Origin of the sequence: Cryobacterium sp. TMB3-10 (assembly GCF_004402305.1) — a bacterium.
GTDB classification, from domain to species: Bacteria; Actinomycetota; Actinomycetes; order Actinomycetales; family Microbacteriaceae; genus Cryobacterium; species Cryobacterium zongtaii.
The window spans coordinates 1-21154 of record NZ_SOGH01000003.1 but is presented as its reverse complement, the minus strand read 5'-3'; the positions used below and the strand labels follow the sequence as shown (position 1 = coordinate 21154).

The 21154-nt window shown below is 67.4% G+C and carries 24 protein-coding genes; 20 read left to right on the top strand and 4 right to left on the bottom strand.

Features of this window, described 5'->3' with window-relative positions:
* Positions 1-21: 21 nt before the first annotated feature.
* Positions 22-897 carry a signal recognition particle-docking protein FtsY gene (ftsY, locus tag E3T22_RS01415; protein ID WP_103432061.1) on the top strand — a complete coding sequence of 292 codons (876 nt, stop codon included), beginning with the start codon at positions 22-24 and terminating at the stop codon, positions 895-897.
* A gap of 10 nt (positions 898-907) precedes the next feature.
* A complete protein-coding gene (locus E3T22_RS01410; protein WP_088456482.1) occupies positions 908-1414 on the top strand; it encodes a DUF2004 domain-containing protein in 507 nt (168 codons plus the stop codon).
* Between the two features lie 73 nt (positions 1415-1487).
* Here E3T22_RS01410 and E3T22_RS01405 read toward each other — a convergent pair whose 3' ends face one another.
* Positions 1488-2999, bottom strand: coding sequence for an MFS transporter (locus tag E3T22_RS01405; RefSeq protein ID WP_134480445.1), 1512 nt, complete (start codon positions 2997-2999; stop codon positions 1488-1490).
* Positions 3000-3047: 48 nt separating this feature from the next.
* On the opposite strand from E3T22_RS01405, the gene E3T22_RS01400 reads away from it, so the two are divergent.
* From E3T22_RS01400 to E3T22_RS01390, 3 genes are all read left to right on the top strand, one after another.
* Positions 3048-3656 (top strand): TetR family transcriptional regulator, encoded by a 609-nt coding sequence (locus E3T22_RS01400; protein ID WP_134480444.1) that lies wholly within the window; start codon positions 3048-3050, stop codon positions 3654-3656.
* A gap of 12 nt (positions 3657-3668) precedes the next feature.
* Positions 3669-5234 carry a signal recognition particle protein gene (gene ffh / locus E3T22_RS01395; protein ID WP_088456479.1) on the top strand — a complete coding sequence of 522 codons (1566 nt, stop codon included), beginning with the start codon at positions 3669-3671 and terminating at the stop codon, positions 5232-5234.
* A gap of 63 nt (positions 5235-5297) precedes the next feature.
* Entirely contained in the window at positions 5298-6086 is a 789-nt protein-coding gene (locus E3T22_RS01390; RefSeq protein WP_134480443.1) for an LLM class F420-dependent oxidoreductase, read from the top strand.
* A gap of 34 nt (positions 6087-6120) precedes the next feature.
* Here E3T22_RS01390 and E3T22_RS01385 read toward each other — a convergent pair whose 3' ends face one another.
* On the bottom strand, positions 6121-7677 hold the full coding sequence (locus E3T22_RS01385; RefSeq protein ID WP_134485908.1) for an HNH endonuclease signature motif containing protein: 1557 nt from the start codon (positions 7675-7677) through the stop codon (positions 6121-6123).
* 97 nt (positions 7678-7774) lie between these two features.
* Entirely contained in the window at positions 7775-8980 is a 1206-nt protein-coding gene (locus E3T22_RS01380) for a glutamate--cysteine ligase (protein ID WP_370028126.1), read from the bottom strand.
* A 282-nt stretch (positions 8981-9262) separates the two neighbouring features.
* On the opposite strand from E3T22_RS01380, the gene rpsP reads away from it, so the two are divergent.
* From rpsP to E3T22_RS01325, 11 genes are all read left to right on the top strand, one after another.
* Entirely contained in the window at positions 9263-9679 is a 417-nt protein-coding gene (gene rpsP / locus E3T22_RS01375; RefSeq protein ID WP_103432055.1) for a 30S ribosomal protein S16, read from the top strand.
* A gap of 2 nt (positions 9680-9681) precedes the next feature.
* On the top strand, positions 9682-9918 hold the full coding sequence (locus tag E3T22_RS01370; RefSeq protein WP_088456475.1) for an RNA-binding protein: 237 nt from the start codon (positions 9682-9684) through the stop codon (positions 9916-9918).
* A 21-nt stretch (positions 9919-9939) separates the two neighbouring features.
* Positions 9940-10602 carry a ribosome maturation factor RimM gene (gene rimM / locus E3T22_RS01365; protein WP_088456474.1) on the top strand — a complete coding sequence of 221 codons (663 nt, stop codon included), beginning with the start codon at positions 9940-9942 and terminating at the stop codon, positions 10600-10602.
* 94 nt (positions 10603-10696) lie between these two features.
* Positions 10697-11554: a formate/nitrite transporter family protein gene (locus E3T22_RS01360; protein ID WP_088456473.1), complete on the top strand. Its 858-nt coding sequence runs from the start codon at positions 10697-10699 to the stop codon at positions 11552-11554.
* A gap of 10 nt (positions 11555-11564) precedes the next feature.
* Positions 11565-12347, top strand: coding sequence for a tRNA (guanosine(37)-N1)-methyltransferase TrmD (gene trmD, locus E3T22_RS01355; protein WP_134408335.1), 783 nt, complete (start codon positions 11565-11567; stop codon positions 12345-12347).
* 10 nt (positions 12348-12357) lie between these two features.
* Positions 12358-12915 carry an MFS transporter gene (locus E3T22_RS01350; RefSeq protein ID WP_134480441.1) on the top strand — a complete coding sequence of 186 codons (558 nt, stop codon included), beginning with the start codon at positions 12358-12360 and terminating at the stop codon, positions 12913-12915.
* Between the two features lie 204 nt (positions 12916-13119).
* A complete protein-coding gene (gene rplS / locus E3T22_RS01345) occupies positions 13120-13464 on the top strand; it encodes a 50S ribosomal protein L19 (protein WP_088456470.1) in 345 nt (114 codons plus the stop codon).
* 111 nt (positions 13465-13575) lie between these two features.
* Entirely contained in the window at positions 13576-14322 is a 747-nt protein-coding gene (gene lepB, locus E3T22_RS01340; RefSeq protein WP_088456469.1) for a signal peptidase I, read from the top strand.
* Positions 14323-14356: 34 nt separating this feature from the next.
* Positions 14357-15001 (top strand): ribonuclease HII, encoded by a 645-nt coding sequence (locus E3T22_RS01335; protein WP_088458030.1) that lies wholly within the window; start codon positions 14357-14359, stop codon positions 14999-15001.
* A 25-nt stretch (positions 15002-15026) separates the two neighbouring features.
* Positions 15027-15350, top strand: coding sequence for a DUF2469 family protein (locus E3T22_RS01330; protein WP_066596196.1), 324 nt, complete (start codon positions 15027-15029; stop codon positions 15348-15350).
* 37 nt (positions 15351-15387) lie between these two features.
* Positions 15388-16548, top strand: coding sequence for a dipeptidase (locus tag E3T22_RS01325; protein ID WP_134480440.1), 1161 nt, complete (start codon positions 15388-15390; stop codon positions 16546-16548).
* A 20-nt stretch (positions 16549-16568) separates the two neighbouring features.
* Here the strand turns inward: E3T22_RS01325 and E3T22_RS01320 are convergent, their stop codons facing one another.
* Positions 16569-17012 carry a nitroreductase/quinone reductase family protein gene (locus E3T22_RS01320; RefSeq protein WP_088456468.1) on the bottom strand — a complete coding sequence of 148 codons (444 nt, stop codon included), beginning with the start codon at positions 17010-17012 and terminating at the stop codon, positions 16569-16571.
* Between the two features lie 118 nt (positions 17013-17130).
* Here E3T22_RS01320 and E3T22_RS01315 point away from each other — a divergent pair, with 118 nt between their 5' ends.
* The 4 genes from E3T22_RS01315 to dprA all read left to right on the top strand — a co-directional run bounded on the left by E3T22_RS01315 (position 17131) and on the right by dprA (position 21009).
* Positions 17131-17655: a DUF1269 domain-containing protein gene (locus E3T22_RS01315; protein WP_088456467.1), complete on the top strand. Its 525-nt coding sequence runs from the start codon at positions 17131-17133 to the stop codon at positions 17653-17655.
* A 119-nt stretch (positions 17656-17774) separates the two neighbouring features.
* Positions 17775-18152 carry a YraN family protein gene (locus E3T22_RS01310; protein WP_370449235.1) on the top strand — a complete coding sequence of 126 codons (378 nt, stop codon included), beginning with the start codon at positions 17775-17777 and terminating at the stop codon, positions 18150-18152.
* Complete coding sequence (locus tag E3T22_RS01305; protein ID WP_088456466.1) at positions 18152-19687, top strand: YifB family Mg chelatase-like AAA ATPase; 1536 nt, start codon at positions 18152-18154, stop codon at positions 19685-19687. Before E3T22_RS01310 ends, E3T22_RS01305 begins: the two co-directional genes overlap by 1 nt.
* Positions 19684-21009 (top strand): DNA-processing protein DprA, encoded by a 1326-nt coding sequence (gene dprA / locus E3T22_RS01300; RefSeq protein ID WP_088456465.1) that lies wholly within the window; start codon positions 19684-19686, stop codon positions 21007-21009. Before E3T22_RS01305 ends, dprA begins: the two co-directional genes overlap by 4 nt.
* The last annotated feature ends 145 nt before the right edge of the window (positions 21010-21154 follow it).

The following is a 21154-nucleotide window of genomic DNA, read 5'->3' as shown; positions in this document are numbered from 1 at the left end:
GCCGAGCCATAGGCTAGGGGCATGGCAGAACGCACCCCGTGGTCCCTCTCCGGCGCATTGCGCGGAGTGTTCGCGAAGAAAACCATCGACGCCGATACCTGGGATGACCTCGAGGACTCGTTGATCCAGGCCGATTTCGGCCCCGACATCACCGATGCGATCGTGGCAGAGCTGCGCGCCAAGGTGTCGCGGTACAACACCACGGACCCCAAGGACCTGCACCGGATGCTCCGCGAGGGCATCGAGGAGCGCCTGGCGAAGCTCGATCCCACGCTGAACCTCAGCGCCCGGCCTGCCGTGGTGCTCGTGGTCGGTGTCAACGGGGTGGGGAAGACCACCACCATCGGAAAATTCGCCAAGTTCCTGCGCGTCCACGACCGCAGCGTCCTGATCGGGGCCGCCGACACCTTCCGTGCCGCCGCTGTGGAGCAGCTCGCCACCTGGGCGGAACGGGCCGGCGCGGACATCGTGAAACCGCAGGCCCAGGGCCAGGACCCGGCATCCGTTGCCTTTCAGACCGTCGAACGTGCCGTCAGCACGGGTACCGAGATCGTGATCATCGACACCGCCGGCCGGTTGCAGACCAAGGGCGGGCTGATGGATGAGCTCACCAAGATCCGTCGGGTCATCGAGAAGCAGACCCCGATCTCCGAGGTGCTCCTGGTGCTGGATGCCACGACCGGCCAGAACGGTCTCGCGCAGGCGGAGGCATTCATCGAGCACGCCGGGGTGACCGGCCTCGTGCTGACCAAGCTCGACGGGTCGGCCAAGGGCGGTTTTGTCCTCGCCGTTCAGGAAAAAACAGGAATCCCCATCAAACTCGTCGGGCAGGGTGAGGGAATCAACGACCTCACCGGTTTCACCCCGCACGTTTTCGCACAAAAACTCGTCGGATAGGACGCCCCTCATGACCATCGAACATGACTTTTTCGGAATCCTCGGCAGCGACGACGACAGCGGCGAGGTGTACTGGTCCGATACCGCTGAGCTGGGTGACCAGAACGTCGAAATCGACGTGAGCTCACCCGACGAAGACTCGGTGTCGGTTGAGGCCCTCGATATCGTCGCGGCCATGATCAACGCCCTGGAAGACCTCGATTCGCAGGCTCGCGAATCACTCGTCGCCGACCTGAGCGCCGAGGTCTCGGTCACCAGCCAGTTCATCGTCGCGCAGTTCGAGGAGCTGGACGCCGAGGTGCTCGAGGACGCCCTGATCTGGGACTCCGGGGACAAGCAGATCGATTACCTGCGCTCTCTCCAGTTGCAGCGCATCGGGTTCCACCCGCATCACGTCGGCAACGACCAGCATTTCGCGGTGCTCGACTACTCGATCAGCCCGCACGAGACCGATGCCCTGCTCGTTGTGACCCTGGACGTACACGGCGACACCATCGTGATCGCCGCCGACAGCTGATATTCGGCCTCGTCACATACCGAAGGCCCCCGGAGCGATCCGGGGGCCTTCGATGTGTGCGGAGCGTGGCGATTCAGCCCAGGTGCATGGCCGACTCGGTGCCGAGCAGGTCCTCCGGCTTCGGGCGCACCATGAAGAACGCGACGGGGGCGGCCACCAACACGCCCACGGCGGCCCAGAAGAAGGCGGCCTGATAGCCGTCGACGAAGGCCTCCAGCTGGGCGACGGGGGTGCCGTCGCCGCCGGCCAGCGAGGCCGCAATGGCCGAGGTGTAGAGCACTGTGAAGACCGCGGAGCCGATCGATCCGCCGATCTGCTGCACGGCGGTGACCGCGGCGCTGGCGGCGCCGGCGTCGTGGGCGTCGATGCCGGCCAGTGCCACGTTTTGCAGTGGCACAAAGATCATCGCCAGGCCCGCACCCATCAGAATGAGGCCGGGCAGCACCTCAACGACATAGCTGCCGTCGACGGTGATGCGGGAGAGATAGAACAGCCCGGCGGCCACGATGACAGGTCCCACGGTCATCGGCACGCGAACGCCGATGCGGGGCAGGAACTTGGACAGCACAGTGGCGCCGACCATGATCGTCGCGGTCATCGGCAGGGAGGCCAGTCCGGATTCCAGCGGCGAGAAGCCCAGCACGATCTGCAGGTGGAAGGTGAGGAAGAGCAGGCCGCCCAGCAGCGCGGCGCCGGTGAGCGTGCCGGTGATGAACGCGCCTCCGCGCACCTTGTCGGCCAGGATCCGCAGCGGCAGCAGCGGGTGGTTGGACCGGCTCTCGACGAGCACGAAGAGGCCCAGGAGCACGACGCCCAGCGGGATGAAGACGAGGACCTGCCAGGCCGACCAGCCGTTCTCGGCCTGGGCGAATCCGAAGACCAGCGAACCGAGTCCGAGAGCAACCAGAATCGCGCCGGGCACGTCGTACCGGGTGTTGCCGTGGGCCTTGCTCTCCCGGATGATCGGGATGGCCGCGGCGATGGCGATGATCGCGATCGGCACGTTCACAAGCAGGCACCAGCGCCAGCTGGCGTACTCGGTGAGCACCCCGCCGAGCACCAGGCCCACCGCGGCGCCACCGCCGGCGATCGCACCGTAGACCGAGAAGGCCTTGATGCGGTCCTTGCCACCGGGGAAATTGACCGTGAGCAGGGCCAGCGAGGCCGGGGCCAGTAGCGCGGCGAACAGGCCCTGCAGGCCGCGGGCGGCCAGGAGTTCCCAGGTGCTCTGCGCCATGCCGCCGAGCGTGGAGGCGACCGCGAAGCCGGCCATGCCCACGACGAAGGAGCGCTTGCGGCCCCAGTAGTCGGCGATGCGGCCGCCGAGGAGCAACAGCGCGCCGAAGACCAGGGCATAGAGGGTGACGACCCAGGTGCGGTCGCCGTCGCTCATGCCGAGGTCGCTCTGGGCGTGAGGGAGGGCGATGTTGACGATCGTGCCGTCGAGTACGACGGTCAGCTGGGCGAGGGCCACGATGGCCAGCAGCCACCACCGGCGGGGGTGGTGAGCGTGGGCTTCGGTAGAGGAGTCGGGCGATGGAGGGGTGGAAACCGGGGAAACGCCGGTCGCGCTCGATTGTGACATGCCGAGAACTATACCAAACGAACTAGTTCGTTTTGTTACACTGTTGGCATGAAAAGAGTCGATTCACCGTCCGGGCTGCCGCCGACGGAGCCAGCGCCCACACGTCAGCGCATCCTCGAGGCCGCGAGGGTGGAATTCGCCGCTTACGGGCTCGCTGGTGCCCGCATCGACCGGATCGCCCGCAACGCCTCGGCCAGTAAGGAGCGCCTCTACGCCTACTACCGGCACAAGGCGGACCTCTTCAGCGCGGTCCTGGAACTGAACCTGATCGAGTTTGCGAGCGCGGTGGAGCCGGGCGCAGGGGAGTCCCTGCCCGAGTTCGCGGGCGCACTCTACGACTACTCGGTCGCGCATCCGGAGTACCTGCGGATGATCGACTGGGCCAATCTGGAGGGCCAGGACCTGATCAACCCGCCGCTGGCCCTCGTCGAGGATTTCCACGCCGAGCGGGTCCGCGCGGTCATCGCACTGCAGGCGTGCGGAAGCGTCGACGCATCCTGGGACCCCGACCACCTCAACGCCCTCGTGTTCGGGATCGTCTCGTGCTGGATCCACGAGCCTGCCGCCGCCCTGGCCGCCGCCCGGGCGCCGGATCCCGCCACCGTCGCCGCCCGGCGGGCCAGTGCGGTGCGCGCTGTCGAACGATTGATCGGTTAAACTAAGACCACAATGGCTACTTTTGGAAACCTCTCAGATCGCCTCGCCGAGACGTTTAAAAATCTCCGCACCAAGGGCAAGCTCAGCGCCGCGGATGTCGACGGCACCGTCCGCGAGATCCGGCGCGCCCTTCTCGACGCCGACGTGGCGCTTGAAGTGGTCAAGGACTTCACCGGCAAGGTGCGCGAACGCGCCCTCGGCGACGAGGTCAGCAAGGCGCTGAATCCGGCCCAGCAGGTCGTGCAGATCGTCAACGAGGAGCTCATCCAGATTCTCGGTGGCCAGCAGCGCCGCCTGGAATTCGCGAAGAAGCCGCCGACCATCATCATGCTCGCCGGTCTCCAGGGTGCGGGTAAGACCACCCTGGCCGGCAAGCTCGCCAAGTGGCTGGCAAAGGACGGCCACACGCCGATCCTGGTCGCCGCCGACCTGCAGCGTCCCAACGCCGTCACCCAGCTCGAGGTCGTCGGAGCGCAGGCGGGTGTGCCCGTGTACGCCCCCGAGCCCGGCAACGGCGTCGGCAACCCGGTCAAGGTGGCCCGCGACGGCGTCAAGTTCGCTCAGCAGAAGCTGCACGACGTGGTCATCGTCGACACCGCAGGACGTCTCGGCGTCGACGCCGAGATGATGAAGCAGGCCGCGGACATCCGCAAGGCCATCGACCCCGACGAGGTGCTCTTCGTCATCGACGCCATGATCGGTCAGGACGCAGTGGCGACGGCCCGTGCATTCCAGGACGGCGTCGACTTCACCGGTGTCGTGCTGTCCAAGCTCGACGGCGACGCCCGCGGTGGTGCGGCACTGTCGGTGGCGTCGATCACCGGCCGACCGATCATGTTCGCGTCCACGGGAGAGGGCCTGGACGACTTCGAACCGTTCCACCCCGACCGCATGGCCAGCCGGATCCTCGACCTCGGCGACATCCTCACACTGATCGAGCAGGCTCAGGGTGCGTTCGATGAGGACGAAGCGCGCAAGATCGCGGAGAAGTTCTCCACCGACACCTTCACCCTCGACGACTTCCTCGGCCAGATGCAGCAGCTGCGCAACATGGGCTCGATCAAGAAGATGATGGGCATGCTGCCCGGCGCCGGCGCCATGAAGCAGCAGCTGGACAACTTCGACGAGCGGGAGATCGTGCGCACCGAAGCGATCATCCAGTCGATGACCAAGGCCGAGCGGGTCACACCCAAGCTCCTGAACGGTTCACGGCGCCTCCGCATCGCGCGCGGTTCCGGGTCGACCGTCACCGAGGTGAACCAGCTCGTGCAGCGGTTCGAACAGGCCGCCAAGATGATGAAGACCGTGGCCAAGGGCGGCATGCCCAACATCCCCGGCATGGGTCCGATCCCCGGCGGTATGGGCGGCAAGCGTCCCCAGGTGCAGCAGAAAAAGAAGGGCTCGAAGTCGGGCAACCCGGCCAAGCGTGCCGCGGAGAATGCGGCAATCGCCTCCGGTGAAAAGGTCGGCGGCGCTCCCGCCGCCGGCGGCTCAGGTTTCGGTCTGGGCGGCGGAGCCAAGGCCGGCGGACCGTCGGCCGAGGAGATGGCGGCACTGCAGAAGATGCTCGGCCGCTAAAGCGCCCGGATGTCGCATGCCGGCGTCGCCGAAATGGGTGTGGCCGGGGATTAGGATCTTGCAATGACCTCTCCCCAGCCCCGCCCCGTGCGCCTCGGCGTGCAGATCGCCCCGCAGCACGCCGACTACACGTCGATCCGGAACACCGTTGCGGCGGTCGAAGCCCTCGGCGTTGACGTCGCCTTCAACTGGGATCATTTCTTCCCGCTCTCCGGCGACCCGGAGGGGCTGCACTTCGAATCCTGGACCCTGCTGGCCGCCTGGGCCGAACAGACCAGCGTCATCGAGATGGGCGCACTGGTCAACTGCAACAGCTACCGCAACGCCGACCTGCAGGCGGACATGGCCCGCAGCATCGACCACATCAGCGGCGGCCGCTTCATCTTCGGCACCGGCTCGGGCTGGTTCGAACGCGACTATGACGAGTACGGCTACGACTTCGGTACCGTCGGCACCCGCCTGGACGCCCTCGCCGCAGACCTGCCTCGCATCGAGGCTCGCTGGGACAAGCTCAACCCGGCGCCGGTTCGCGACATCCCGGTACTCATCGGCGGTGCGGGTGAGAAGAAGACGCTGCGTATCGTGGCGCAGCACGCCGACATCTGGCACTCGTTCTCCACCCCAGAGGTCCTCACCCACAAACTCGGCGTCCTGGGCACCTGGTGCGACATCGTCGGGCGTGACGTCAGTGAGATTGAAATCTCCACCGAACTGCGCGGCAAAACCACCGAGGAAGCCGACGAACTCTATGGACTCGGCACCACCCTGTTCACCCTCGGAATCTCCGGTCCCGCCTACGATCTCGCGCCCGTGGAGGACTGGCTCGCCTGGCGCGACAGCAAAAACGCCTGATATAGGCCCGGTGAGGTGGCCTGTCCTCGTCGGGTCAGAACGGCGGGTTTTCGGGCACCGGCGGGGTCGGCTTCCGGGTCGGCCGCTGCCGGGGCATCAGGTAGGTCTCGTCGGCGGGTCGCTTCCGGGTTTTCGGCCCGGCGACCGGTGGTCGGGGTCGGGGTGGGCCGATCGGGTTGGCGGGGTCGGTGCGGTAGCTGCGTTTGCCCGGTGAGGTCCAGTGCAGGATCCCACCTGGTTCCTGCGTGACCCGCCACTGGGAGAGGTGTTTGAGTCGGTGGTGGGGTTCGCAGAGGTGGGCGAGGTTGTCACTGTCGGTGTTGCCGCCGCCGGCCCAGGGGTCGGTGTGGTCGACGTCGCTGGTCACCGCGGGTCGGGAACAGCCCGGGAATCGGCAGGTTTCATCGCGCACCCGCAGGTATTTCTTCATGGCCTTGGTGTTCTTGTGCTGGGTTTTGCCCAGTGAGAGCACCACCCCGGTTTCCGGGTGGGTCAGTAGCCGGGTGAAGCTCGGTGCGTGCCCGGCGATCTCCCGCGCGACCTCCGGCGAGATCGGCCCGTAGCCCTCGAGGGTGGCGGGTTCCTCGTCCACGCCCAGCAGGGTCAGCACGGGCACGGTGACCATGACCGTGCCGCGGATGCCGGCGCCCATCCCGTCGGGCGTGATGCCGTCCAGCAGCAGGGCGGCGGTGATGTCGGCGCGGAGTTGGTCGAGGGTGCGGGTCGGGGAGTCGTCGGCCGGGTCCTGCGCGATGCCGAAGGCGGCGCCGTTGCTGCTGGCGTCATCCGTTTGGTCGGCCGGGCTCGGGTCGTCGAGGTGCTTGAGCCGCACGGCCATCGTGTTGATGCGGTCGTAGGCGGCCTTGGTGTCGTGGGCGGTGCCGTACCAGTGCAACCAGGCCATTCCATCCGGGGCGGCCTCCCAGTACGAACGCCGGTCTGCCAGCGCGTTCCGGTGCCGGGTCACGATCGATTCCGGGTGCAGTCTCTCCCGCAGCCGGCGGGCCTTGTCACGGAACCGGCCCACCGGCAGGCGTTTCGCGTCGGGCAGCACCTTCTCTTCAAACGCCGCCTGGCCCCCATCGGGCAGGGTGAGTAGCTGCCCGATGAGGGTCGTGGCATGCCGGTAGCTGATCTCGCCTCTCGAGAACGCCGCGAACGTGGCCGGTGCGTAGGAGCTGAGGAATCGGGCTTCGTCCAGTTGCCGGTCGATGGTGCGCTCGGCCACCCGGGTCAGACACGCCGTCTCACTCACGATCGTGCGACGGGCGACCTCCCGGTCGTCCCACCGGTTGTACGCGGCGGCACGGGCCTGGTCCTCGGTCATGCTGGCCGCGTTGTCGTCGGCGAGGCGGATGTTCGCCGGGTGGCCGTGCAACCGGGAGGCGACCTGGGGTTGTTCGCTCCAGTCCTGCAGGTCCAGCAGGTGCTCGATACGGCGGGCCTGGGCCCGGGCGATGAGGCGGTCATCGGCCGCGATCCGTTCGGTGTGCCGGACCAGATCGGTCTGGACACGGTCGTCCAGGGTGGGCTCCGGAGAGTAGTCGTCATCGTCCGGAGCTGGCGGTAGTACCTCGTCAGCGATACTCATGCTGAGATCGTCTCACCTACCACCGACACTCACCCCGCCCCGGTCATGGCATCCGCGAACCGTGAGAAAAGCCCCAGAATTCGCGAGTCTTTGGTGCTTAATTCCCGGTTCGCGAGGGTGGGGCCGGCGGGAGCAGACCCTCGCGGAGCTCGCGGCTGAGGGCGGCGACCACGGCGGGGAGGTCACCGTTGTGTGTGGCCGCCACGGCCAGCTGACGCTGATAGCTGGCACCGTGGTCGAGGATCAGGTTCAACTGCAGCAACTCGGTCAGGCAGCCGAGGCGCTCGGCGGTGGGGGAGAGCACCTCGACGAGGCGGCGCACCTCGTCGGTGACCATCCGCTCGGTGCCGGTGGAGCTCACTATGATCTCGGCCGCCAGCCCGTACCGGGCCGCCCGCCACTTGTTCTCACGCACGAACCAGGGCTGCATGGTGGGCACCGGCCGGCCCTCGTCGATCTCCGTCGACATCCACTCGACCACACACTGAATGAACGCGGCGATCGCCCCGAGCTCTTCCACCGTCGATACTCCGTCGCAGGCGCGCACCTCGATGGTGCCCCAGCGCGGCGACGGGCGGATGTCCCAGCGCACTTCGGAGGCGTCCTCGATAATTCCGGTCACCGTGAGGTCGTTGACGTACTCCTCCCACGCGGCCCAGTCCTCGAGGCGCCAAGGCAAACCGGCCGTCGGAAGCTGCTGGAACATCTGGGCGCGGTTGGAGGCGTAGCCCGTGTTGACCCCGGCCCAAAACGGGCTGGACGCGCTCAGCGCCTGCAGGTGCGGCACGAAGCTCAGTAGGCCGTTGAGGATCGGGATGACCTTGTCGCGGTCCTCGATGCCCACGTGCACGTGAATGCCCCAGATCATCATGTTGCGACCCCACCACTGGGTGCGGTCGATGAGCTTGTGGTACCGCTTCTTATCGGTGACCTGCTGGTCGAACCATTGCCCGAACGGATGTGAACCCGAACAGATCGGGTCGACGCCCAGAGGGTCGGTGATGGCACGCACCTCGGCGACCTGCCCGGCGACGTCGCCGACAGCGCCGGCCACGGTGTGGTGCACCCCGGAAACGAGCTCAACGGTGTTCAGGAGGAGCTCTCCGGTGATGTGCGGGTGTGGGGAGCCGTCCGGCCCCCTGAGAGCGTCGAGTACCTCGTCGGCGATCGACACGAGGTCTCCGGTCGCGCGGTCGACCAGGGCGAGTTCCCACTCGATCCCCACCGTCGACCGCTCGGAGCGAGCGAATTCGATTCCCACTCTTTCGATACCCACGGTGGTGCCCTTCGTGCTTCGAGTCATGCTTCGAGGCCCCGATGCGGGGCGATGTGGCACAATCCTGACAGCTAAACCGTGCCGGCGCGGTTCGCCGCGCTACACGGGGTCACGGTGTCGGCCGGATTGCCCGAAGCAACTCGGCGCACGATTATCACAAAGTGCTCGATGTCTGACACAATGATTAGTCGAGTTCCGTTATGCCCGACCCTCTAATCCGGCGTAACACGAACCTTATTGAGCTTGTGCCGAGTGTGCCCCCACGCTCACGGCTGTCAGTTCGCCAAACATCTAAATCACAGGAGAATTGTGGCTGTCAAAATCCGTCTGAAGCGCATGGGCAAGATCCGTGCACCGTACTACCGCATCGTTGTCGCCGACTCGCGCACCAAGCGCGACGGCCGCGTCATCGAAGAGATCGGCATCTACCACCCCACGCAGGAGCCTTCGGTCATCGAGGTCAAGTCCGAGCGTGCCCAGTACTGGCTCTCCGTCGGCGCCCAGCCGACCGAGCAGGTTGCGGCACTCCTCAAGCTGACCGGCGACTGGGGCATCTTCAAGGGCGACAAGAACGCCGTCTCCACCGTCAAGATGAAGGAGCCGAAGGCTCCCTTCGTCGCCGACGAGAAGAAGAAGCCGGTTCTGAAGCCCAAGGCTGACAAGCCCGCGGCCAAGGCCCCGACCGACGACGTTGCCGCCGAGGCAACCGAAGAGGACAAGGCGTAATTTTGCTCGCTCCCGCGCTTGAGCACCTCGTCAAGGGAATCGTTGATCACCCGGACGACGTGCACGTTGTAGCCCAGAACTCACCCCGTGGTGAGGTGCTCGAGGTTCGTGTGAACCCCGAGGACCTCGGCCGGGTGATCGGCCGCGCCGGTCGCACCGCCAAGGCGCTGCGCACTCTCGTGGCCGCTCTGGCCGATGGCAAGCGCGTGCGGGTCGACGTTGTCGATACCGACAACTGAGCGGGTAGTGACTAGCCCCTCATGAGCGACGACAGCACGACCCCGGCCACCCAACTGCGGGTGGGGCGCCTCACCAAGGCCCATGGCCTCAAGGGCGCCATCAAGCTGGAGCTGTTCACGGACGACCCGGGACGACGTTTCGTCCCGGGCGCCGTGTTCACACTCCAGGTGCCGACCAGCTCACCCTGGCACGGCAAGACCATCGAACTCGTCGAGCTGCGCTGGTACAACCAGCACCCCGTCGGGTTCTTCAAGGGGGTCCCGGACCGCGAAGCCGCCGAGGCCCTGGCCAAGGCGATCCTTTGGATCGACCAGGACTCGGCCGAGCAGACCGACGAAGAAGACGCCTGGTACGACCACCAGCTGGTGGGACTCGCCGTCGTGCGCGACGGCGTGCAGATCGGCACGCTGACGCGCCTCGAGCACCTGCCGGCCCAAGATCTCCTGATCGTGAAGACCGCCAACGGCGAGGTGATGATCCCGTTCGTCAAGGCGATCGTTCCCTCGGTCGACGTCAAGGCCGGCGTCATCACGATCACTCCGCCCCCCGGGCTGCTCGAAGAGCTGCCTGAGGAACCCGACACCGACGACTCGACGCCCGGAGACGCGGCGCCGGCAGCGGATGCGGAACCCGACTCAGATGAACCGGCAGCGACGCCGACTCCTGACGGTCAGGACGCATAGACGCGCCCTGATCCAGTTCACGGGAAGAGGCGCGCCGCGCCACACCTCCTTCACGTTCGTTGACATCGCGGCCGTCGAAGTGGAGTACCGTCGCATGTCCTACGTTAAACCGGATCACCTGATCGATCAGCTCGTTCATTCCGGAGTTGTCAAGACCAACCTCACCGCACGTCAGATGTTCGTGCGCGGCACGCTCTCCGGAGCGATCCTCGGCGCGGCCACGACCCTGGCACTGACCGCGGCGGCCCAGACCGGGCTGCCGATCGTCGGCGCCCTCGTGTTCCCCGTCGGGTTCGTTGTGATCCTGATGCTCGGCCTCGAACTGGTCACCGGCAGCTTTGCGATCATCCCGCTGGCGATCCTCGAGGGCCGCACCACCATCGCCAAGGGCCTGAAGAACTTCGCCGTCGTCATCCCGGCGCATATCTTCGGCGCCGGTCTCTACGCCGTCCTGTACGTGGGTGTCATCACCTACCTCGGGACGGACACCACCGACCCGATGATCCAGGCGATCATCAACATGGCCGAGCACAAGGTGCTGCCGTACGCGACGATCGGTGCCGGCGGCGTCCTGGTCGCCATCATCAAGGCCATGCTGTGCAACTGGATGGTGGCGCTGGGCACCATCATGTTCTACACATCCACCTCGGCCTCCGGCAAGATCCTGGGCATGTGGCTGCCTGTGCTCACCTTCTTCGGCCTCGGCCTCGAGCACGCCGTCGTGAACATGTTCGTCATCCCGGCGGGCATGCTGCTCGGCGCCGACATCAGCTTCGGCGACTGGTGGGGCTGGAACACCGGCCCGGTCCTGATCGGCAACTTCCTGGGCGCCGTGCTCTTCACCGCCCTGCCGCTGTACTTCTCTCACCGCACCAAGGTCAACCGCGCGGCGGCCCTCGAGGCCGAAGACGATGGCGCGAGCGCGCCGGAGCTCACCGTCACCCACTCGTAGAATTGCCCCTATGCGCATCGACATCATCAGTATCTTTCCGGAGTTCTTCGGTGTGCTGGACATCTCCCTTCTCGGCCGCGCCCGCCAGGCCGGCCTGATCGACCTCGCCGTGCACAACCTGCGCGATTTCACCCACGACAGGCACAACACCGTCGACGACACCCCCTACGGCGGCGGCGCCGGCATGGTGATGAAGCCCGAACCCTGGGGTGAAGCGCTGGACAGCATCCTGCCCTCGGTCGAGGACGCGGATGCCGGCGCGCCGGAGGGCGGCGCCGGCCCGGTGCTGATCTTCCCCTCGCCCGCCGGAGAACAGTTCACCCAGGCGATGGCCCGCGAACTCGCCCACGAGCCGCACCTGGTCTTCGGCTGCGGCCGCTACGAGGGCATCGACCAGCGTGTGGTCGACCACTTCGCCGGCCGAGGCCGGGTGCGCCTGGTGAGCCTGGGCGACTACGTGCTCAACGGGGGAGAGGTGGCCGTGATGGCCATGATCGAGGCCATCGGCCGGCTCATCCCCGGCGTGGTGGGCAACCCGGAAAGCCTGGTCGAGGAATCGCACGAGGACGGCCTGCTGGAGTACCCCAGCTACACCAAGCCCGCCAGCTGGCGTGGCCTGGAGGTGCCGCCGGTGCTGCTCAGCGGCAACCACGGCGCCATCGCGGCGTGGCGTCGTCAGCAGCAGATCGAGCGCACCCGGTTGGTGCGCCCCGACCTCCTGCCCGCCGACGACGCGGATGCCGCCCTTCAGCCTCCAGCGAACTCCAAGGCTCGGCGGGCCCCCCGCGGGTAATCTGGGGACTGTGATTCTCCGCAGGGTCTTCTACTACTGGCAGTTCGTAGCCGTCGGCGCGCTTCCGCTCTGGCTGATGGTCGCCGCGTCGATTTTCGGATCCTCGGCCTGGGAGGTTCTCGGCGCCACCTTCGGTGCCATCGCCATCGGTTTCGGCCTCCTCGTCGTGAGCCTGCTCTTCCTGGCCCGCAAGGAGGTGCGTGCGGTCAAGGCAGTGTCCTGGGCGGATGTCGGGGTGCTGGCCCTCTGGCACGTACTGATCGTGCTGATGGGCGTGTTCTCGGTGACGGCGCCGTGGCTGTCCGTGCTGGTGGTCCTGGTCGGTCTCGGCGCCTTCTGGTTCGCGCTCTGGGAACTCTTCGACGCCGCTCGCACCCGAGTGCGCGAAGCCATGGTCTACATCGACGAGACCGCCAGGTTCGGTACCGTCCCGGCCGGGCCGAACCAGTTCCCGCCGATGAACGACCGGTCCGGCGTTGGTGCGGACGGGGCCCGGCAGGATCCGGCGCCCACGACGCCCGCCGACCCGTCGGTGATCATCATCCGGGAGAAGCTGACCGACCCGTAAAAGGTGCCGTCGGCCGAGGGTTTGGCGAGCGGCTGGTTTAGTGGCAGAATTAGCGTTTGTGCCGCGGCATGTCTCTGCCACAGGGGAGCTGCATTCATATCGGCACGCACACACTCAATTGGTCGCCACCAACTCACCTTCGGTGAGAGGGCGGGGCGCCACTGAAACGTCCTCGACCTGTGGCGGGTACAGAGAGCGAACAACATGCATATTCTCGACCAGGTGGACGCAGCATCGCTGCGTTCAGACATCCCGGAGTTCCGGGCCGGCGACACCGTCAAGGTACACGTCAACATCGTTGAAGGCGCGCGCTCGCGTGTCCAGGTCTACCAGGGCGTCGTTATCGGCCGTTCCGGCGAAGGCGTCCGCGAGACGTTCTGCGTCCGTAAGGTCAGCTTCCAGGTCGGCGTCGAGCGTACCTTCCCGGTGCACTCCCCGGTGATCGACCACATTGAGGTCGTCGTCCGCGGTGACGTGCGTCGCGCGAAGCTGTACTACCTGCGCGGTCTCCGTGGCAAGAAGGCCAAGATCAAGGAAAAGCGCGACTAAATAACAGCGCCTATCCCGATTCGCCAGGTCTGAGCCTGAGCGTATTCGCAGCCGCTGGATTTCCCCCTGAGCTCCTCCCCGCTAAACTGGGCGAGGAGCTCAGGCGGTTAAATGACAGACAACACTCTGCCCTCGCGATCGCATCGCCTGGAACCAGATTCGCCGCGCAAAAGGCGCGGCGTTGCGATATTCATTCGCGACCTTCTCATCATCTTCGTGGTGGCACTGCTCATCTCGTTCCTAATCAAGACGTTTCTCGTGCGGTCGTTCTACATCCCGTCGGGGTCGATGGAAAGCACCCTGCTGGTCGACGATCGCATCATCGTCAACCAGCTCGAACCCGCCCTGGTGCCCGTCTCCCGCGGTGACGTCGTCGTCTTCCGCGATCCGGGCGGATGGTTGCCGGCGCAGCCGCCCCTCGAACAGAATCCGATCGTCGCGGCGCTCGACTGGACGATGTCGGTGGTCGGACTGTCCGCACCGGACAGTAACGACCACCTGATCAAACGGATCATCGGTTTGCCCGGAGACCACGTGGTCTGCTGCAACACGCTGGGCCAGATGAGTGTGAACGACATACCGCTCAGCGAACCGTACGCGCAGCTGCCGGCGGGTGAGACGAGCGTGTCCAAGGACGCGTTCGACGTCGTCGTTCCAGAGAATTCGCTGTGGGTCATGGGCGACAACCGCTACGACTCCCTCGACTCCCGCTACCACCCCAACGCTCCGGGCAAGGGGTTCGTGCCGATGGACAACGTTGTCGGCCGCGCCCTCGTGATCAGCTGGCCGCTAGAACGGTGGAGCTGGTTGGACGATTACCCCGAGGTGTTCCGCGGGGTCGAAGAGGCCGACAAGTGACCGTTCCCCAGCCCACGAAGCCCCTCCAGTCATGATGGCTGTCGTCGAGCCGACCCTCGACGTGGAGCTGGCGATGCTCGCTGCCGGCGCCAGCTGTGTGATCGGCTGCGACGAGGTCGGCCGCGGTGCCCTCGCTGGCCCCGTCGCCGTGGGCCTCGCGGTCGTGACGGCCGACGTCGGTGCCTTCCCGGTGGGCTTGCGCGACTCCAAACTCCTGAGCGAGCCCCGCCGTGAGCGGCTGGCCCCCCTGGCCGCGGCGTGGGTGCGTCACAGCGCCGTGGGGTTGGCGTCGCCGCAGGAGGTGGACAGCGTCGGCATCATCGCCGCACTCGGCCTGGCCGGCAAGCGAGCGCTTGCCCAGCTGCACGCCGACGGCGTGGACATCGTCGGCGGAGTCGTGCTGCTGGACGGCAACGACGACTGGCTCAACAAGGCCCTCAGCACCCCGCTGTCCGTCGTGACCCGTATCAAGGCCGACCAGGACTGTGCGTCGGTGTCCGCGGCATCCGTGATCGCGAAGGTGCACCGGGACCAGCTGATGATCGCGGCCGACCTCGCCACCCCCGGCTACGGCTGGACGGGCAACAAGGGCTACGGCAGCGCCCAACACATGACCGCCATCGGTGCGTTGGGGGCCAGCGAACAGCACCGGCTCAGCTGGCTCAAGATTCCGGCTTGAGAACTGCGCGTAAGATTGACTCACCATGGAAGAAGATGAGTTCGAGGACTACGACCGCGAGGTCGAGTTGGCCCTATACCGCGAGTATCGAGACGTTGTGGGGCAGTTCCAGTACGTCGTCGAGACTGAGCGCCGCTTCTACCTCGCCAACGAGGTTGAACTCGTGCGCCGCGACACCGAACACGACTTCTACTTCGAACTGACGATGAAGGATGTCTGGGTCTGGGATGTCTACCGCTCCGACCGTTTTGTGAAGTCGGTGCGAGTGCTGACGTTCAAGGACGTCAACGTGGAGGAACTGGCGTCGAAGGAGTTCGAACTTCCCAAGGAACTCGCGCTCGACGAGTAGCCCCGCCGGCCCGCCGCGCGGCTGCTAGCGTGTGCGGATGACAGCTCGCACCGACTCGTCTAGCGCGGTCCCGTTTGGCACCGCCCCGTCCAGCAGGGCCCCGTCCAGTGCTGACGCGTCCAGCGCTGACGCCCTGGCCACGGTGGCCGCGGCCCTGGACCTGGCTCCGCTCATTGACGGGCACAACGACTGGGCTTGGGAGTGTCGCGAGAACCGGGACTACTCCGTCGAGGGTCTCGACGGCGCCCTGGCCACTGACACCGATATCGACCGGCTCCGAGCCGGCCGGGTGGGCGGTCAATTCTGGTCGGTGTACGTGGAAGACACCCTCGACGGAGCCGACGCCGTGCAGGGCACCCTGGAGCAGGTGGACTGGGTGTACAGACTCGCCGCCCGGTATCCGCAGACCTTCGTGATCGCCACGAGTGCGGCCGATGTGGAGGCCGCTCGTGCCAGCGGCCGGGTTGCCTCGCTGTTGGGCGCCGAGGGTGCCCACTCGCTCAACGATTCTCCCGCCGTGCTGCGGATGCTGGCCAGGCTCGGCGTGCGCTACCTCACCCTCACTCACGTGCACAACACGAGTTGGGCCGACTCCGGCACCGACGAACCGGTGCACAACGGCCTGAGCCCGCGCGGTGTCGAGTACATCCGGGAACTCAACCGGTTGGGCATGCTCGTTGACCTCTCGCACGTCTCCCCGGCGACTGCGCACGCGGCCCTCGACGTCACGAGCGCCCCGGTGATCTTCAGCCACAGCTCCTGCTCCGCCGTCACGGCCGACCCACGCAACGTGCCTGACGATGTGCTCGCGCGCCTGGCCGACAACGGCGGCGTGCTGATGGTCACCTTTGTGCCGCAGTTCGTCTCGGCGGAGTATGCCGGCTGGTTCGGCGGCGACCGGAGCACGCCCGCACCCCGGGTGACCGTGGCGCAGGTAGCCGATCACGTCGAGTACGCGCGCGACGTCGCCGGCATCCGCCACATCGGGCTAGGCGGGGACTTCGACGGCACCGACGAGTTCCCCGAGGGCCTCGAGGGCGTCGACGGTTACCCGGCGCTGCTGCTCGAGCTCGCCCGGCGAGGCTGGACCGCTGCCGAGCTGGCCGCCCTGGCCGGCGCCAACGTGTTGCGGGTTCTGCGGGCGACGGATGCCGCCTTCGCCGGACACGACGTGGAGCTCACCCGGCTGACCCGCTGACCCTGCGCCCGGATCCCGACTCAGGGGGTGCGCGGCTCGCAGATGACGACGGGAATGTCCCGACGGGTCTTCTGCTGGTAACCGGCGTAGCCCGAATAGGCGCGCACGATCGCCGGCCACAGCGCCGCCTTCTCCGTCGCGGTGGCCGTGCGGGCCCGCATCGGGCGGGTGACCCCGTTCTCGGTGAGTTCCACCTCGGGGTGGGCGACCAGGTTGAGGTACCAGAACGGGTTGCGGTCGTCGCCGCCCTTCGACGCGATCAGCACCACCCGGTTCGGCTCGTGGATCGGGGCGGTGAGCATCGTGGAGCGTCGCTCGCCGGTCTTCCGTCCGAGTGTGTGCAGTTCCACGACGGGCATCGGCCCGATTTTCCAGCCCAGCCGGCCTCGGGAGAGCACCAGCAGCGTGCGGTGTACGGCGTTCATGGCTCGCATCGACAGGTCGGTCAGGCGGTCGGAGATCATGGCATCAGCCTACGGTCGCGCCGGCTGCCCTGCGCGGTTGACACCCGGACGGGGGCTGGGTACCGTCCCCTGCGACAGCGACCCATTTCCGAAATCCCACGTGAAATAAGGAGTTTCCATGTCCGACGAATCCGTCTTCCTCTATCTCGGTGTGTACCCCAACGCGGCAACGGCCGAGTCCGACCTCGAGGTTGTGCGTGAACTGCACTCCACCAAGGTGATCGGAACCTACGACGCCGCCGTCGCCACCAAGGAGGCCGATGGCTCGGTGCAGGTTCACCGCAAGACCAGCAAACATGCCGGCTGGACCGGCGTGGCCGCCGGCGCTGTTGTCGGCCTGTTGTTCCCCCCGGCGATCATCGGCAGCGCCATCGTCGGCGGAGCAGCCGGCAGCGTTGTTGGGCACTTCTGGCGGAGCCTGGACCGTGGTGACATCAAGGAACTCGGCGAGCTGCTCGATTCCGGCGAGGCCGCGCTCATCGTCGTGGGCAAGGACCGGCTCGACGAGGAATTCCGCAAGGCGGGCCTCGTGGCGCAGAAGCACCTCCAGAAGGAGCTGAAGGTCGACGCGAAGGAGCTCGACAAGGAGCTCGCGCAGGCCTCCAGGGAAATGCAGGCGGAGGGGCGCTCCGACACCGTTTAGTCCGGTCGGTTCAATCCGGATCAGCCGAACACCGAGAGCCCGCTCCTCCACAGGGGGCGGGCTGCGCTGTGTGTGCACAGGCTCGACACCGCCGTCTCGCGTCCGAGACCGGTCCTCGCATGCTGGTCGCGGAGGTGCTCGTGGCACGCAAAGACGATTTGGGCCGGCGCGGCGAAGACTGCGCCGCGGAGTACCTGGCGCGGGCGGGGTACACGGTGGTGGAGCGCAATTGGCGGTGCGGGCAGGGTGAGATCGACCTGATCGTCGCCAAGGATGGCGACATTGTGTTCGTCGAGGTGAAGACCCGCTCAGGCACCGGATACGGGCATCCGTTCGAGGCCATCACGGTGGCCAAGCTGGCCAGGCTGCGCCGGCTGGCCGGGGCCTGGTGCGCACAATTCGAGCCGAGGGCGCGACACATCCGTATTGACGCCATCGCGGTGATCGCCCGCCCGGGCCACGCACCGAGTGTCGAACACCTCGAGGGCGTGTTCTGATGGGCCTGGCCCGCACCCACTCCGTCGCACTCATCGGCCTCGCCGGGTCGCTTGTCGAGGTCGAGGCCGACATCTCCAGCCAGTTGCCGGGGATGCGGCTGATCGGGCTTCCGGACGCGGCCCTGGCCGAGGCCGCCGAACGGGTGCGTGCCGCGGCCAAGAACTCCGGCTGTGCGCTGAACGGTCACCGGCTCACCGTGAACCTCTCGCCCGCCGCCCTGCGCAAGCACGGCTCCGGCTTCGACCTCGCCATCGCGGTGGCCTGTCTGGCCGCGGACGGGGTGGTGCCGGCCGCGTCGGTGGGCGCTGTGGTGCACATCGGCGAGCTCGCCCTGGACGGGCGCTTGCGGCCGACGCCCGGCATGCTGCCGGCGGTGATCGCCGCGGCGCGGCTCGGGCACCGCACGGTGATGGTCCCGGCCGGCAACGCCGAGGAGGCGGCCCTGGTGCCGGGGATCCGGGTGGTGGGGGTGTCGTCGCTCCGTGACGCGCTGATCTGGCACGGTGCCAGGTTGGAACCCCAGGAGGTGGAGGTGCTGCGTGCTCCCGTTGAGGACGACCCGGCCGACGAGAGCCTCGACCTGCTCGACGTCGTCGGCAACGACGAGGCCATCCTGGCCCTGCAGGTGGCTGCGGCCGGCGGTCACCATCTCTTCATGCTCGGGCCGCCAGGCGCGGGCAAGACCATGCTCGCGGCCCGTCTGCCGGGGCTGCTGCCCGACCTTGGCCCGGCCGCGTCTCTGGAGGTGAGCTCGCTGCGGTCGCTGAGCGGCCGTCCGGTGGGGCGTTCGTTGATCACCAGGCCCCCGTTGGAGTCGCCACACCACACCATCACGGCGGCCGCGATGGTCGGCGGCGGCAGCGGGCAGATCCGGCCGGGTGCGGCGGCGCGGGCGTCCCACGGGGTGCTCTTCCTGGATGAGGCACCTGAGTTCTCCGGTGCGGTGCTCGACGCTCTCAGACAGCCCCTGGAATCCGGTCGGATCAGCATCCACCGGGCGAACGCCATCGCCCATTTTCCCGCTAGATTCCAGCTGGTGCTGGCCGCGAACCCGTGCCCGTGCGGCCAATACGGCGCCGGCGATCAGGAATGCAGCTGTCCGCCGAACGCGCGGCGCCGTTATCTCGCCCGCATCTCCGGCCCGCTGTTGGACCGCATCGACATCCAACTCACCGTGACCCGGGTGACCGCAGCGCAATTACGCATCTCGGCCGACGGCGGCCGGTTGTCCAGCGCGGTGGCCCGCAGCCGCGTTCTGGCCGCGCGGGAAACCGCGGCAGAGCGGCTGGCCGGAACGCCCTGGACGGTGAACTCGCAGGTGTCAGGACCCTGGCTGCGCAGTTCCGAGAGACGGTTGGGCGCCCCGGTCACGGCGATGCTCGACCGGGCCCTCGAGAGGGGTGGGATCACCATGCGCGGCTACGACCGGATACTCCGGGTGGCGTGGTCTGTCGCGGATTTGACCGGAGTCGCCAGACCCGGGCCAGACGAAGTGGGGCAGGCCCTGTACCTGCGGAAGGGAATGGCGTCATGACACTGTTCGGAATCGACGAGGCGGTGGTGACCTCGCTCACCGCCGGCGTTCGCCCGGCCGCCGCCGCACCCGGTGAGGAGCAGCCGGCGGATGCCCGGCCCGCCGATGCCGAGCTCACTTCTGCGCGGCTCTCCGACCTTGGGGAGGTATTCGCCCGAGCGGCCTGGACCACGATCGCCGAACCGGGGGACGGGGTCGCCGGCGCCGTGGTGGGCCTGCTCGGCGCGGCGGCGGCCCTTCGCTCGGTGGTGGAGGCGTGGCCCCCGGACCGACTGGCCGGCACGCTCACGGACTCCGTCGGCGAGCACGAGGCGAGTGATCCTTCCGGACTCCGCCCGGAGCTGGAGCAGGCACTCGCCCGATGGCGACCACGATTGTCGTCGACCGAGGTGATCCGGTCGCTGCAGCAGGCCCGGCGCACGGGAACGGCACTGCTCCTGCCCAACGACCCGCTCTGGCCCCGCGCTGTCGACGACCTGGGCCGGCACGCCCCGCTCGCCCTGTGGTGGCGGGGTCAACCGGATGCCCTGGCGGCGCTCCGCCACTCCATCGCCCTGGTCGGCGCTCGCGCTGCGACAGGGTACGGAGAACACGTGGCGATGGAGGCGGCGGCGGGATTGGTCGACCGGGGACTCGCTATTGTGTCGGGGGCGGCCTACGGGATCGACGGAATGGCACATCGGTCGGCGCTGGCCAGCAACGGAGCGACCGTCGCTTTTCTGGCCGGGGGAGTTGACCGCTTTTACCCCAGCGGACACGACGCCCTACTCACCCGCATCGTCGAGGCCGGCGCCGTGCTGTCCGAGCTGCCCTGTGGGGCGCCGCCCACCAAATGGCGGTTCCTGCAACGCAACCGGCTGATTGCCGCTTCGAGTGCGGCCACCGTGGTGCTCGAAGCGGGCTGGCGCTCCGGATCGCTCAATACGGCCGGGCACGCGGCAGCGCTCGGACGCCCGCTCGGCGCTGTTCCCGGCCCGGTCACCTCGCCCACCTCGGCCGGCTGTCACCGCTTACTGCGGGACTACGACGCCATCTGCGTCACCAGCGCCGCCGATATGGCCGAGCTCATCGGCCTGGGCGTGGATTTGGAGCTGGACGTGCCCGGGACGGCCGGCCGGGATGCTGAGGGAACCGTGCCGCGGGAACGCACGAGCGATCAGGTGCGGGTATTCGATGCGCTCAGCGTGCGGGCGCCTCGCGTAGCCGCCGACATTGCCCGGCGCTCCGGACTGTCGACAGTGGCGGTGCTCGGGGCGCTGGGCACCCTCGACCTCGAGGGCTCGGTGCGGGAACGAGCGACCGGCTGGGTCAGGGTCACCTGAGTCGCCGGCCTAACTGTTCCCCGTCCGGACACATGTTCCCCTTGGGTTCAGGGGGTCGTTGCAACACCTGATTGATTGAGGTGTTGGTTATGGGTGGTCGTGTTGGGTTTCCGCGTGAGGTTCGTCGTCGGTTCTGGGAGGAGCT